The sequence below is a fragment of the Alcaligenes sp. LTN-3 genome (assembly GCF_059735605.1).
Window position 1 is genome coordinate 103,614 of sequence record NZ_JCAPDN010000001.1, and the last position, 14,009, is coordinate 117,622.

Below are 14,009 nucleotides of genomic sequence, written 5' to 3' on the forward strand. Positions count from 1 at the left end.
TGTGCCTGGGCACAGCATCGTAAGGGTTTGGGCGGCTAAGCACTGCCCAAACGGGGCCGACTTAGACATACTCGTCCCCACTTAGGCCACCCAGCGTAATCTGACCGGCTTCGGCCAGACGACGGGCCACCTGCACAATGGCTTTTTGTTCTTGCTCCACCTTGGACATGCGGATCGGGCCTTGGGCGTCGATGTCTTCGCGCAGCATTTCGGCGGCGCGGTTGGACATATTGCGGAAGAACTTGTCGCGCAACTCCTCGGGCGCACCTTTCAGGGCAATGGTCAATGCAGAGGTTTCGATTTCCTTGAGCAACAACTGGATGGCAATGTCTTCCACATCGGCCAGGTTCTCGAATACGAACATCTCGTCGACGATGCGCTGGGTCAGGTCCGCGTCCATGCTGCGCAAGCTGGTCAGCACGGACTCTTCCAGGTTGGCGTTCATGTAGTTCAGCATCTCCGCTGCTGTGCGCGGGCCACCCATCTTGCTGCGTTTGGCGCCCTGACCCGACAGCATGCCGTTCAGCACTTCGGTCAGCTCGTTCAGGGCAGTGGGCTGTACGCCACCAAACGTGGCAATACGCAGGACCACATCATCGCGCAAACGATCCGGAATGTACCCCAGAATGTCGGCAGCGCGATCACGCTCCAGATGGACCAGAATCGTGGCAATAATTTGAGGGTGTTCGTCGGCAATCAGCTCGGCCACGCTGGAAGCATCCAGCCAGTTCAGGGCATCAATACCACTACTGCTGCCTTCGCCGTTCTCCAGCAAGTCTTCGATCAGACCAGCGGCTCGGTCCGAGCCCAGAGCCTTGTTCAGTACGGAGCGTATGTAGGCATTGGAGTCCAGCGCCACCGCCATGAACTGGTCGGCTTCCTGGCGAAAGCTCTCCAGAGCATCGTCCATATCGGCACGGGTCAGTTGCTTTAAGGACGCCATGGCGGTACTGAGCTGCTGTACCTCACGAGGCGAGAGGTGTCGAAACACCTCGGCGGCGGCATCTTCCCCCAAGGACATCATCAAAATCGCACTGCGTTCGATGGAATCGTCCGGTTTAGCCGTTTTCATTTTTTTCATCTTTGTTTAACCAGGAGCGCAACACCATAGCCACAGCGCGTGGATCATCGTGAGCCATCGTGCGGGCGGTGTTCAGATTCTCTTCGTAGCGGCTCATCTCAGCGGCACGTTGTTCGGCGGCCTGCTCGCGAGCGGATTCCTCTTTCTGGCGTTCGACGCGCGCGTCAGCGACCGCCTTGGCCTGGATCAGGCCCTGGATGATGGGGTTGATGACGATGCGCCACGCCATGAACAAAATGAATGCAAAGACTAGATATTTGACCAGTTCCATGGCGAGCTCGCGGTACTCCGGATTTTTCCAGAAGGGGGTATCAATATCGCCTTGCTCGTTGAACTGTCCGTTCACCACGCTCAGGCTATCGCCTCGTTCGGCCGAATAACCAACGGCTTGCTTGACCAGATCGCTGATCTTGTCCAGTTCTGCCTGATCCAGCGGCTGCTTGTCCTTGTCCGTATCACGGTAGTTCACCACCACGGCCACCGACAGGCGGTTTAATTGGCCCAAGGGACCTTTGACGTGGCTGATGGTGCGATCCACTTCGTAGTTCACGGTGGAGTCGTTACGCGCATTGCCGGTGTTTTGCAGCAAGCGGGCTTGCTCGGCCAGGGATACCAGCGACGGGTCTGTACCGGCAGCCGTCGCGTTCGCGGCATTGGCCGTTTGTGTTGCCGCATTGGCCGGGTCGGCCGCAGGAGCCTGGGGCTGATTGGGCACGGCAGGCGGGTTCACCAGATTGGCGACGGCATTATTGGGGGCCTGATTGCTCAAAGCGCCGGGTACGCCCTGAGGCTGTTGCGGATTGCGCTGCAGGGACGAACTGGTCTGCTGGCTACGCACTGCGGCCTGGCCGGGCAGTTGGTTGGGCTTGTAGACCTCGGAGGTGTGTTCGCGGCGCGAGAAGTCCACTTCGGCGGTAACTTGCGCACGGACGTTGCCGGCACCGACCAGGGGGTTCAGCAAGGTCAGAATACGTTGGACGGCGCGGTACTCAATATCGTTTACAAAATTGCGTTGCTGATTATCAGCGCCCATCTCACCGGTGGGCGCTGTCAGCAAGCGGCCATTCTGGTCAATGATGGAAACCTTGTCGGCCTGCAGATTGGGTACGCTGGAAGAGATCAGCCAACTGATGGCGGAAACCTGACCTTCGCTCAGGTCACGGCCTGGGTACAGTGACAGCACGACAGAGGCAGTGGGAGACTGACGATCGCGCACAAATAAGGTTTCACGTGGCATGGCCAGGTGAACACGCGCTTCCTTGACGGCATGCACGGCCTTGATGGAGTTGGCCAGTTCGCCTTCCAGGGCACGTTGATACGTCACTTGTTCGGTGAACTGGCTGGCGCCAAAACGGCTTTGATCGAGCAGCTCGAAACCGGCATTGCCGCTGCGTGGCAGACCTTGTGAGGCCATTTGCATACGCACATCGTGCACACGATCCTGCGGCACCAAAATGGCGGTGCCGTTGCTGTTGAATTGGTACGGCACGTTCATCTGGCCCAGGGCCGAGACAATCGCACCGCCATCGCGGTCGTCCAGATTGGAGAACAGAACCTGGTAAGCAGGCCCACGGCTCCACAGCAAGAGGGCGACAATCAGAGCAATCAGTGCGGCACCCAGCCCGATCAGCACCACTTTGGGTAGGGCGCGTAGCGTGTCGTAGCCAGGAAGTTTGTTCAGCAACTGTGCGGTCTGACTCATGGATGACCTTGGTGAGGCAGAGGCAGGGTTCTGCATGGAATCAGGGGAGTTCAAATCAGGGCGTGCTCAGGCAGCATTAAGGAAAGGGCGGCGGGTATGAAAGAATCAGGCGCTTATACCGGCATACTGGCAATTTCTTGGTAGGCGGCCACTAAGCGGTTGCGTAACTGAACGGTGGCCTGAAAACCGACGCTGGCTTTTTGCAGGTCAATCATCACGTCATTCAAAGAAACGCCGGGCTCACCCATTTCAAAGGCCTGGGCCTGTGCGCTGGCTTCATTTTGCGCCTGGGACACCCGGTTCAAAGAGCGTGCCAGCTCGGCGGCAAAGCCCCCGGGGGCGGCGCTGCTGGCCGAGGAGGACACAGAACTGGAAGCCCCGGCCGCTTGCGCGACGGCTCGCATCTGGGCCAAAAGGTTTTCAATGCTGGAAAGATTGGAAATCGACATATTCGCTTGCCAGAAAGTCAGGATAGGCCACGCGCACAGGTGTGGGCAGCTTGCCGTGCTTAATGTAACGGGTAGAAGGCCAGGCTAAGCAGGGTATCTAAGCCCAAAAACAGGGGCTTTTCAGCCCTTATAAACAAGGGCATCAAGGTTTGGGTGCGTCGTGCAAGGCCTGCAAGGCTTGTGTAGCCTGGGGATGGCCCTGTTCCAGGGCGTAGAGCCAGGCCAGCAATTCGGCCACGGCTTGATAGAGCTGAGGGGGAATGTGGCGGTCCAGATCCACCTGCATCAGCAGGCCGACCAGCTCGGGGGACTCGTGTACATACAGATTGTGCTCGCGTGCGGTTTCGATGATTTTCTCGGCCAGCGTGCCATAGCCTTTGGCGACCACCCGTGGTGCACCGTCCTTGGGGTCGTAGCGTAAAGCCAGAGCCTGGGGGCGAGGGGTGGGAGAATCATGGCTCATCGGGCACATCCTGCGGCAGGTTCGGGTCGGCTTCAATGTGCAGTTGACTCAGGAACAGGCCCTGGTCTTGCAGGCGCTCACGCAAGGGCAGGCTGTTCTCATCCAGATAGTCGGCGGATTGGTCGGCCTGTATATGGACCAGCAGTTGCTGATTCAAAAGGTTGAGCCGCAAGGTGATTGGGCCCAGTGTGGGCAGATCCAGTTGCAGGGTGCTGGACCAGTGTTCGGTTTCATCGTCCGACTGAGCCTCGTGTCGTTGCACCGTCCAGTTCATGTCGGCATCCGGCCAGGCCTGTCCTTGCCATTGCAGGTTTTGGTGGGCCAGCGTGTCCAGTTGCTGACGTACCAGCATGCTAGTGGCTGGGTCTTGGGCGCTCGCCTGGGCTTGCGTGCTGTGGCTGGTGCCGGTGCTGGTTTCAGCCAGGGGGCGATTCAGATTTTGCGGTTCTTGCTGCAATTCGCCCACACTGCGTTGCCCAAAGTGCAGATCGCTAAGGTGCGACTCATAAAACAGCCCGCTTTGTTGCAGGGCCTGGGGCAAGGCTTGGGTGAAATGCTGGGCAAGGGCGGCGGTACTGCCGGTGGGCAGTGCGCCATGGGTGGTTGCGCCAGTAGCCGCAGTGCCTGTGCCAGGCATTCCTGCAGGTGCTCCTGTTCCAGCGGCGCCGCTGCCTGCGGTCGCGGCACTGGCAGAGCCGGTATTTGCTCCACCCGTTGCGGTGCTGCCGGGCAAGGGCAGTCGCTGTTGGGCCAGAGTCGCAATTGTGCTGGCGGTATTCTGTGCTGAGCCTGAGCGTGCACCCGCCTGACTGTCGCCACCAGGGCGCGTGGATTCATTGCCGTCCGTTTGCAGGGTGGGGCGGCCAGGCAGCAGAGCCTGTCGTCCCTGGATGGCAGGAGCACGATCCGGGAAGCGCTCCAGCAAGGACAGAATCAGTTGGGCAGTGCGCCCCAGCGTGGTGGGTGCCGAGCTGGTAGTGGCTGTATTGGGCCCACGTGCATGCAGGGCCGGGTCTGTCGAAGTTTGACCGCTTTGTGTGCGGATGTTCCGGCTGTCGCGGCCCTGAGTATGGGCGCGGGCCTGGTCTACGCTTTGGCGTTGATCGCGAGCTGTTTGATTTTCAGCGCGCTCGGGGCGTTGGCTGCCCGGTGTTTGGCTGATCGCATCCGGGCGGGCGCCCGTGGCAATATTGCTTTGCTGTCCGGTGCTGATACCCAGAACGGCATCGAGCCGTTGAATAAGCAGCGTCCCCAAGGGGGAGGGGCCGCTTACGCTCATGGATGAAGACTAGGGCTGTAATACGCTTGCAAAACGGTCTGCTGGCGCTTCATATTGCCCAGCAACGCACCCAGGCGCCCCAGCTCGGGGGTGGCCAGATGGCGGATCTGGGCATCGTCTTCAAGAATTTGGGTCAGCAACTGACGGCGTGCCTGTTTTTCAGTGACAGACAGGTCTTCCATGTTCTTGAGCTTTTCCACGGCGAGCTGATAGTGTTCGGACTGTTCAAACACATCCTCCCAGCGTGCCAGTTTGGCAAGCTCCAGCATGTGACGGGTGATGCTGGCGATAATTTGATATTGATCGACGATCGGGTTAGAGGTATCGCTCATGTTCGTACCAGGCGCTAAAGGCGCAAAGGAGGTTGGAGGTGCAGGTCAGGAACAGAACCTGTCCCGCGAGCCTCGGAGTCAAGCAGGCTGTTTGGCGCGTTGGATATCCACATTGCTGCGCCAGGCATCAGCAATATCGGTCAGCAAACGCTCGGCCAGCGCCAGCTTTTCCGCGTCATTGCGAAGATTGGCCAGCATCAGGTTATGCAAGATCAGGTCGTAGGTGGCGACCAGGTTGCGCGCCAGCTCTCCGCCCTTTTCGGTATCGACTGCCATTTTCAGCCCGCTATCGACAATATCAATGGCCTTCGATAGGGACTGCCCCCGCCCGGCAATATTGCCCTGTTCCATATGCAGGCGTGCTTGCAGCATGGCGGTGCGCGCACCGTTAAAGAGCAGGGTAATCAGATGTTCCGGGCTTGCGCTCAGGACCTCGGTTTCCAGACCTACTTGGGCGTAAGCGCGGACCGATTGTTGGCCAAAGCGACGGGAAGGGGCAGGATAGCTCATAGGGGTTTATTTACTGTCGTTCATATTGCCCAGCATGGACAGTTGCTGGCTTAGATAGTTGCTGGTGCCTTGCATGCGGTTGATCATCACGTCCAACTGCACGAACTGTTTACGGTAGGCTTCAATCTTGTTGTCAATGCGCTCTGCAGTGGCTAGGGCTTGTTTTTCAAGGTCCTTGCCAATTTTGTCAGCACCTTCAGTGGCATTGTCAATAAAGCCGCCTTTCTTAATGTAATCTTCAGCTGCTGTGTGAATGCGGTTTCCAATAGCGTCTTCGCCAACAAATAGGCGTTGAACATCAGCCATATTGTCTTTTAAAGCAGCGGCCAGTTTTTTATCATCCGTAAGTAGATCGCCTGTTTTGGGGTCTACCGTAATGCCGATAGATGACAGGGTACGCAAATTGCCTTCGTCCGAAACGACGCCCAGGGCAGAGCGCATGCTGGACTGAATACGACGAGGCATGGAGTCGCCGGTTAAGGGCGATCCTTTTTGGTTTTCAATATCGTAAGCCGTCAGTGAACGTATATTGCTGTTAAGGGCGTTATACGCGTCCACAAAGCCTTTAATCGCTTTGGTGGGGATGCTGTCATCACGAGTCACATCCAAGCGGACTGGATCACTGCTTTCCTTGGTGAGCGTAATTTCCAGCCCTTCTACGGTATCTTTAAGCGTATTGCTTTGGCTAATAACGGGAATGCCGTTAACCGTAACTTCCGCGTTCTTGGCTTGGGTAATTTGTGTGATGCTTTGACCTGAAGGGTCTTCGGCTGCCGTGCCAGCGTAAGCCAGTAGCCCGCTGAGCTCATTGTTATCCGTTACAGAAATAGATTGGATGGAGGCCTGCTCCCCCGAGTCTTTGGCGGTCAAAACCAATTTGTGTGGCGCAGTTGCATCCCCGGTGTTGATAATGGTGGCAGTAAGGCCTAGCGTAGGGTCCGCATTAATTTCCTTCATGATGCCTTGCAAGGAAGTGTCCTTGCCGCTCATGTCCAGAGTGTGCTCGTCTCCATTGGCAAGCGTAAACGTAACTTTGCCACCCACGCCTAACGCGGAGTCTCGTTCTGCAACCCCACGGCTCGCTAAAGTATGTTGGGTTGCAAGTTGCGTGACGACAATATTGTATTGTCCGGGAGTGGCTTTATTGTTGCCGGTAGCGCTGATGGCATCGCCAACTGTACTGATTTTGACGGCACCATACAGGGTCTCATCGTTCAGTGCTTTAGCGGCTGTTTGCACAGCCGAGACCAATCCCTTGAGTTTCCCATAGGCGGAGATTCGATTGGCATTTTCAGTCTGACGATTTTGAATCGTGCTTAAGGGCACACTCTCTGCCTTGCGCAGGTCTTCCAGCAGCTCGTCCAGCTTCAGACCTGAGCCCACGCCAATTGAAGAAATAGCCATATCAAATACTCCTGTAGTGTCCTATTTTGTCGCAAATGTGCCGCGCGCAAAGCCCATGTCAATGGGAAGTTTCGATGCCAGTTTGGTTGTTAAACCTTCACACTGACGGCGTTGCCCTGCAATTGCACAATCATTTTGGCGATCTGGATAACCGCGTCGGACGGTACGGTACGCAGGACCTCGCCGGTCGTGTTATCCACGATTGAGACCACCAGACGTTGCGCCTCGTCATCCATATTGAAGCGAATGCCGGTGGACCAGGCCTGCAGCGAGTTGTTGATCTGGTCTAGGGTGTCGTCCAGCGAGTTGACCATACCGGGGACCGGTTCGCGTTTGTCGGGCCAGCGTTGCTGCAACTGGGTATCGGTACTGCTTTCCTTGATGGGGGCCACCGTAGTGGCTGCCGACGGGATAGGGGTGCCAGGGTTTTGCTCCACGGGGGAAGCCAGGGGCACCAAGGCCGTCGTTTGAGATGAAACTGAGTTGATCATGACATCACTCCAAAAGGGGCTTGGTGACAGGCCGGGTTCGTGGGGGCTTGGCACCTGTATCGCTCCAATTACGGCACCCCCGCGCGTATCTTTAGGGAAAATTTTCCTTATGGTCCGCTCCAAAGCTTTTTAAAGCCTGAATAAGATGGCGAAAGACTGTTTGATTTGGCGACTGTAGGGCGGACCTGGCAGGCAAAATAGCCCAATCTTTATTGTCCGGATCCGTGCCTGTCCATGCCTCGTTCAGAAGACGTCCTGGTTGAGCAGTACGCCCCATTGGTGCGCCGCCAAGCGCTCCAGCTTGTGTTGCGCCTGCCTCCCAGTGTTGAACTGGATGATCTGATGCAGGCTGGCATGATGGGGTTGCTGGACGCTGTGCGTCGTTATCAGGTGGTGGCTGAAGCCCAGTTCGAGACCTATGCCGTCACCCGGATCCGCGGTGCCATGCTGGATGAGTTGCGTAGCCAGGACTGGCTGCCGCGCAGCGTGCGCACCAAAGCGCGTCAAATTGAAGTGGCGGTCAGCAATCTGCGTCAGGAACTGCTGCGCGAGCCTACCGAGCCCGAAATTGCGGAATTTCTGTCCATGAGCATGGACGATTACTACGAGCTGCTGGACGAAGCGGTCGGGGTGCAGGTGATTCACTACGAAGACCTGAAACGTCATACCGACCCTTCAGCCGATGCCTTGGAGTTTCTGGAAGACAGTACGCGCGAACAGGCTTATTTCGATAACCCCTTGAACCTGCTGACTTCCCAGGGCTTGCGCCAGGCACTGATTACGGCAATCGATCAATTGCCCGAACGCGAAAAACTGTTGTTTGCCCTGCAGTTCGAACAGGACCTGAACCAGAAAGAAATCGCCTTGGTGCTGGGAGTAACCGAAGGGCGTGTATCCCAACTGCGCAGTCAGGCCGTGGCCCGCATCCGTGCCAGCTTGGCGAAAGACCAGTGGGATGCCATTTCTGATAGCGCGGAGTTTCAGGTTTTGTTATAGCGAGTGCGCTCAGGCCTGATGGGCTTATCAGGCGCTGAAGCTCTAGCCCTGGCTCGTATACACACCCCAGCGGCACACTCATATACATAGCAACCCTTTAAGCAGCGCCTGGACCAAGCCAGCCGCTGGCTTAGCAACGCCATGCTGGTCGCTGCCCCTACAGCCAGCGTTTTTGCCTCACGCCTGCCACCGTTCCGCAAGGTCTCGCCCTGAGTTTGGCAGTTAGCCGCTTTAAGAATTCCCTGTAGCCGCCGTTAACCCAGATGAAGCAAGAGAAGCAGGTAGCAAGCCTGATTTGTAACAAGCAGAAGGTTTTTTGCAGCAAGCCCTAAACCTCTCAGAGCCCTTGCCGTAAACCAGCATGTACAGGAAATACAGGGCCTGCCCAACACCCCGGTGAAGGGCCAGGATTCCACCCGAAACGGGTTTTCCTGGTTAACCGGTAGCCTAGCTGCCGCTGCCTTTCCCTTACAGGAGCATCAAAAATGTCCGTAATCAACACCAACTACCTGGCTCTGGTTTCGCAGAATAACCTGAGCAAGTCGCAGAACGCCCTGGGCTCTGCCATTGAGCGTCTGTCATCCGGCCTGCGCATCAACAGCGCCAAGGACGACGCTGCTGGTCAAGCGATTGCTAACCGCTTCACCGCCAACATCAAGGGTCTGACTCAGGCTACCCGTAACGCCAACGACGGTATCTCCATCGCTCAGACGACTGAAGGCGCGTTGAACGAAATTAACAACAACCTGCAGCGTGTTCGTGAACTGAGCGTGCAGGCCGCTAATGGCTCGAACTCACCCACTGATTTGGAATCGATTCAGGCCGAAATCGACCAACGCTTGGAAGAAATTGATCGTGTTTCTGCACAAACGCAGTTTAACGGTGTGAAGGTTCTCGGATCCACCGCCTCTGAATTGAAGGTGCAGGTCGGTGCTAACGATGGCGAGACCATTTCCATAGGTCTCCGCGAAATCAGCTCAAAAACGTTGAAGTTGAGCGAATTTAATATTCAAACCGCACCCAGCCTCCAGACGACCGCTCGCGGTTATGTGAATGGCTCGGCGACAGCTTTGACCGCTCCCACTAATGCCGATGCGCGCACCGCAAATGGTGATGCAACGTCTACAACAGACGGCAAGGTGTATTTTAACGACAAGAACGGGGAAGCTTTCATTCTTGTTTCCGGCTCTACCAACAAAGATTTGGACGGGTACTACGCTGTTACTACAGCGGCTGGCGGTGCGGTGACGATTACTGGAACGGCTGGCTCTGTCACTCCTGCGACTTCACAGCCCGATCCTGCTGACTTGAAGGAAATCACAAATCATCAAGTTGCTGCCACTTCATTTGCAGCCACCGCGCCTACGAGTACGCTAGACACCCCGAAGCTTGTTTCGATTAACAACGCAGATGGAACCGATTCCGGCATCCTTGCTATCCAAGATAAGGCCGGTAACCTTTACGCCTCCGATATCGCTGCTGATGGCACGATCTCCGTAAAAACCATCAACTTTACGGACGCCAATGGCACTGCTGTTACGGACGCGGCTGTCCGTATCGGAGGTGTTGATGGAAAAACAGAAGTAGTTAGCAGCGGTGGCAAGACATATTTGGCCAGCGCACTTGATAACCGCGACCTTAGCAAAGACAGCGTCGCGTCGATTGCAGCCGCCACCACCGATCCGCTGAAGGCTATCGACGACGCTCTGCAACAAGTGGACACGCTGCGCTCGGAACTCGGTGCGGTTCAGAACCGCTTCCAATCCACGATTGCAAACCTCAGCAACACCGTCACCAACCTGTCCGCAGCTCGTTCGCGTATTGAAGACGCCGACTACGCGGTCGAAGTCTCCAACATGACTCGCGCTCAGATCCTGCAACAGGCTGGTACGTCGGTTCTGGCACAAGCCAACCAAGTGCCGCAAGGCGTTCTGTCCCTGCTGCGTTAATTCTCGGCAAGCATGGGGATGGGCAACCGTCCTCATGCAAAACACGAAACCGCCTTCCTTCGGGATTGGCGGTTTCTTCTATTTGGAATGCAACAGTAGATGAGGGGTCAGCCCTTATTGCAAGATCACTTTCTTCTTGATCGACGTTCCATCGCTTCTCACGACGGTCCGGTATCCGTAGATGCCAGCCGCTTCCAAATTATTCCGGACGGTATTGTCGCTGACGCTGATACCCTCTGCCCTCAGTGCCTTCCCGATCTGACTTGGATTGGCATATTTGCCAGACCGAGCCATATCTTCAATACGTTGCCTCACGCCAGCAGGTAACGCCATACCGTTCTTCTTTGGTGCTCTGCTTTGGGTCGGCACCACGCCATCCTTAATCCACTCCGGATTCTCGTCCAGCGATTTCTTCCAGCGATTGTAGGTACTGAGAGCCAGCCCCAAATCCTTACACGCTTGCGTGACTGTTTTTCGCTTCTTCTTGTCGGAATGATTCACGGCGCTGTAGACGGCTTGAACCAGTCGAAATCGCTCTTCGGCTGATACCTGTTTGCTCATAGACAAACGATAACACATATGAGCCAAACGCACTCAGAAAACGCCGATTTCCAGACTGCTTTCGATAAATACCCGGCCACTTGGTTTCCTACGGCTTTTACCCGTGATGCCGAGTGGCCTCATCTCAACAATCTGAACTCATGGGCATAGCCCATGAGGACGCAATTTAACGCTACAGGCGACTTTGTGATCAAGAACGTGGGATCAGTCGTTCAGGAGATTCGTCGGACATTTGTAAATGCCCTTGGTGAAACTATGCCCAAAATATCTGTAAAGAAGACAGTGAAGTGAACCACATACACGGAATCACCACACAGGCAAAACACCAAAGAAAAGACAAAATATCCCTTTAATCAACATTTCCCTCTAACCACTTCATTGAAGGAATGTTGACCACACGACTAACCTAATCCACACATCTCACATCAGTCCGCCCGTAATGGGAACAACAAAACAAATAAAGGACATACATGACCACGCATCACAACACCCAATCCCTACAGGGAAACGGCCATAACGGCAACAAAGCCATCACGCTTAATGACATCAGATCTGCCCTGATGAACGAATTCCATTGCAATACATCCCTCACAGATCGAGAGCAATTCCGGCAAAGACGAAGGGAACAACACATCTATGACATCACCCAGCACGAGTTCGACTGGTTCATCACATTAACCTTCAGGTACAAGAAAACCGACCACGACGAAGTGGTTTCGCTGGGAAAGAAATTCTTTGACCTATTAAGCAGTGAGATATATGGCAAGAGATCAAGAAATAGAATTATCCATTACTCAGCCATTGAGCGACATGAGGACGGCTCACTTCACATTCATACGCTGATCAAGGAACCCAAACCAGATGCGCCAATTGGTATGTATGGAATACGGGATCTGATCAAGCGCCTCAGCTTTTGCGCTTTTCGCTTTCTATTCGTCCACTTCGCTCGGTTCCTTCTGCTCAGCCTGTACTGGCTGCCAGTCTGCTTGCGCTACTCAGCTTAGACTTTTCGCGAGGTTCGCCTGCCATGAAGAACCCTTCGCGTGGTACGGGCAGCGGCATTATCCAGACGATTCAGAACTACGGCTATGACATGGTGGTGCTGGTGGCCCTACTGATGGTCGCAGCCATGTTTATCAGGATCTGCTACCGCCCGACCTGTGTGCAGGCCTTCGCCAGTGGCACTACCAAGTCCCGCGCATCGGCGTATCGGAAGGCGTGTTGCACACCCAAGCTTGCGTTGTTGCCCTACGAACTGCATGCCAGAAAACAAGCCTGAAAGGTTGCGGGTGTGAGGTGACTGAGAGCGTCCCGCGTGCTGCTCCCATACTGGACTGCATCTGAAACGCATGCGTGAAATTTTCAGATCACTTACCGCCAGATCGGTAATTTTTCCCAGTGCGCAGGAAAACCCATATCAACCACAGGTATTTTGTGCTCATCAAGCAGGTTTAACAGCCTGTCGCGCCAACTGTGGTTGGGGGAAACAATATCCATGCAGTGCAGGATAATCACCAAGGCGTTATAGAGCTTTCGAGAAGCTGGCTGAAACTGCGACTTCAAGAATGCAGGCTTGGCCCGTGGCAATAGTGGAGTGATCGTAAACTCCCGGTTCCACAAGCGCCCGTGATGGGCGGATATATTTCTTACCAATGACAGGTGATGAAGCCACGACGCCAATACCTTTTCATCCAGTCCGTAAATTGACGCAATTGCCCGGCGAGTTGGCATAGGTTTCAAATTTCCATACCAACGCGATAGCAGCCCCAAAGACATTACCTCGCACACGGCCCAAACAGGTGGAAGGCTCTCTGAATACGTCGCCTTCAAGTGCCGAATGAAAACCTCATCTGAACGCTGAACTTCCTTAGTCAATTTAAGGGAGTCCGAATGCCATCGTGCGGGATTTGCTGCCAGCGAAATATCCAGATGTGCATGTGGACCATGCTGATGAGCGAGATGGTAGGCCCATTGGCTGCGAACAGAAACCTCTATACGTTCGATGGCATCTAAAACCAGCAATCGCAAGCTGCGATCAAAAACATACAGGTTCAGCGCATCCTCGAATCGGGTGCCTGAATGAAACTGGTGAGGATTGTGATTGGTCTCAAAGGGCAACCAATAGGCGCTAAGACGATAGTAGTTCAGATGTTGGAGGTAGAACCTGGCAACCTCTTCATCATCGACACGCATACCACGTTGTCGGAGGATGACAGTTTGTTGGTCGTAAGTCGTCGAGGGCTTGGTGAATGGATGTTTCGGCGTCGTCATAGCACGCTTATGCAGTGGAGTGGCCTGTTGACTGACTATTCACTGGCCCAGAAACGAGTAACCCGCCGGTTTGAGGATACGCTTTCGCGCATAGCCTTGGCGGGTCTTGTTATGAGCATTGTATCTGGTTTTTAGGGCGAGGGATAGATGCTTATCCCGCTCGGTTCCTCACGTTGTCCGGCAGCCAAACCTGGATAGCTCAGCACCTGTCAGGTTACGGCGACTGTTGCAGCAAGCCTATAACAATCAATCTGGCCGTTTTTTTTCGACTTGGTCTATGGCTAAGGACAGCCATGAAAATCCACAATGTTTGTGTATATTGGAGTGTATATCATTGCCTGTCTCTTGGTTTTTTATTTTTGTAAATCAATGGGTTGTTGGGTTAATGCCTACTGATGTTAATAATAATGGTAACTCCCAATGTTGAGTAGCGCGGCGCAATGATTTCGCCCGTTGCCCTGTTTTTTTGATCAAGGTGTTCAGTTTTACCGGTCTGGTGCGCAATACCTGAATAGAGATAC

General features: G+C 54.9%; 15 protein-coding genes. 4 read left to right on the plus strand and 11 right to left on the minus strand.

Annotated features, from left to right (window positions below):
* Positions 1-61 precede the first annotated feature (61 nt).
* The 9 genes from fliG to AC6I6N_RS00545 form a co-directional block, all read right to left on the minus strand.
* A complete protein-coding gene (gene fliG / locus AC6I6N_RS00505; protein ID WP_094196131.1) occupies positions 62-1,072 on the minus strand; it encodes a flagellar motor switch protein FliG in 1,011 nt (336 codons plus the stop codon).
* On the minus strand, positions 1,059-2,783 hold the full coding sequence (gene fliF, locus AC6I6N_RS00510; RefSeq protein ID WP_497942566.1) for a flagellar basal-body MS-ring/collar protein FliF: 1,725 nt from the start codon (positions 2,781-2,783) through the stop codon (positions 1,059-1,061). Before fliF ends, fliG begins: the two co-directional genes overlap by 14 nt.
* 113 nt (positions 2,784-2,896) lie before the next feature.
* Positions 2,897-3,232, minus strand: a complete 336-nt coding sequence (fliE, locus tag AC6I6N_RS00515) for a flagellar hook-basal body complex protein FliE (protein WP_094196133.1) — start codon at positions 3,230-3,232, stop codon at positions 2,897-2,899.
* Positions 3,233-3,374: 142 nt separating this feature from the next.
* The gene (locus AC6I6N_RS00520; RefSeq protein WP_045931729.1) at positions 3,375-3,695 is read right to left on the minus strand and encodes an EscU/YscU/HrcU family type III secretion system export apparatus switch protein; all 321 of its coding nucleotides are present in this window, start codon (positions 3,693-3,695) and stop codon (positions 3,375-3,377) included.
* Positions 3,685-4,974 carry a flagellar hook-length control protein FliK gene (locus AC6I6N_RS00525; RefSeq protein WP_497942570.1) on the minus strand — a complete coding sequence of 430 codons (1,290 nt, stop codon included), beginning with the start codon at positions 4,972-4,974 and terminating at the stop codon, positions 3,685-3,687. Before AC6I6N_RS00525 ends, AC6I6N_RS00520 begins: the two co-directional genes overlap by 11 nt.
* Complete coding sequence (locus AC6I6N_RS00530) at positions 4,971-5,306, minus strand: flagellar protein FliT (protein WP_094196136.1); 336 nt, start codon at positions 5,304-5,306, stop codon at positions 4,971-4,973. The genes AC6I6N_RS00525 and AC6I6N_RS00530 overlap by 4 nt, the downstream gene beginning before the upstream one ends.
* 78 nt (positions 5,307-5,384) lie before the next feature.
* Entirely contained in the window at positions 5,385-5,816 is a 432-nt protein-coding gene (fliS, locus tag AC6I6N_RS00535) for a flagellar export chaperone FliS (RefSeq protein WP_497942571.1), read from the minus strand.
* Positions 5,817-5,822: 6 nt separating this feature from the next.
* The gene (fliD, locus tag AC6I6N_RS00540; protein ID WP_125277761.1) at positions 5,823-7,220 is read right to left on the minus strand and encodes a flagellar filament capping protein FliD; all 1,398 of its coding nucleotides are present in this window, start codon (positions 7,218-7,220) and stop codon (positions 5,823-5,825) included.
* Positions 7,221-7,309: 89 nt separating this feature from the next.
* Positions 7,310-7,711: a flagellar protein FlaG gene (locus AC6I6N_RS00545; RefSeq protein WP_226791333.1), complete on the minus strand. Its 402-nt coding sequence runs from the start codon at positions 7,709-7,711 to the stop codon at positions 7,310-7,312.
* 234 nt (positions 7,712-7,945) lie between these two features.
* On the opposite strand from AC6I6N_RS00545, the gene AC6I6N_RS00550 reads away from it, so the two are divergent.
* A complete protein-coding gene (locus tag AC6I6N_RS00550) occupies positions 7,946-8,707 on the plus strand; it encodes an RNA polymerase sigma factor FliA (RefSeq protein ID WP_125277762.1) in 762 nt (253 codons plus the stop codon).
* A gap of 485 nt (positions 8,708-9,192) precedes the next feature.
* Complete coding sequence (locus AC6I6N_RS00555) at positions 9,193-10,656, plus strand: flagellin N-terminal helical domain-containing protein (protein ID WP_497942577.1); 1,464 nt, start codon at positions 9,193-9,195, stop codon at positions 10,654-10,656.
* A 114-nt stretch (positions 10,657-10,770) separates the two neighbouring features.
* Here AC6I6N_RS00555 and AC6I6N_RS00560 read toward each other — a convergent pair whose 3' ends face one another.
* Entirely contained in the window at positions 10,771-11,217 is a 447-nt protein-coding gene (locus tag AC6I6N_RS00560; RefSeq protein ID WP_497942578.1) for a transposase family protein, read from the minus strand.
* Between the two features lie 470 nt (positions 11,218-11,687).
* Here AC6I6N_RS00560 and AC6I6N_RS00565 point away from each other — a divergent pair, with 470 nt between their 5' ends.
* Positions 11,688-12,221, plus strand: coding sequence for a hypothetical protein (locus AC6I6N_RS00565; protein WP_497942580.1), 534 nt, complete (start codon positions 11,688-11,690; stop codon positions 12,219-12,221).
* A gap of 23 nt (positions 12,222-12,244) precedes the next feature.
* Entirely contained in the window at positions 12,245-12,496 is a 252-nt protein-coding gene (locus tag AC6I6N_RS00570; RefSeq protein ID WP_257504456.1) for a TIGR03745 family integrating conjugative element membrane protein, read from the plus strand.
* Between the two features lie 92 nt (positions 12,497-12,588).
* On the opposite strand, the gene AC6I6N_RS00575 is transcribed toward AC6I6N_RS00570, so the two are convergent.
* Positions 12,589-13,488, minus strand: a complete 900-nt coding sequence (locus AC6I6N_RS00575; protein WP_497942584.1) for an Abi family protein — start codon at positions 13,486-13,488, stop codon at positions 12,589-12,591.
* Positions 13,489-14,009 lie beyond the last annotated feature (521 nt).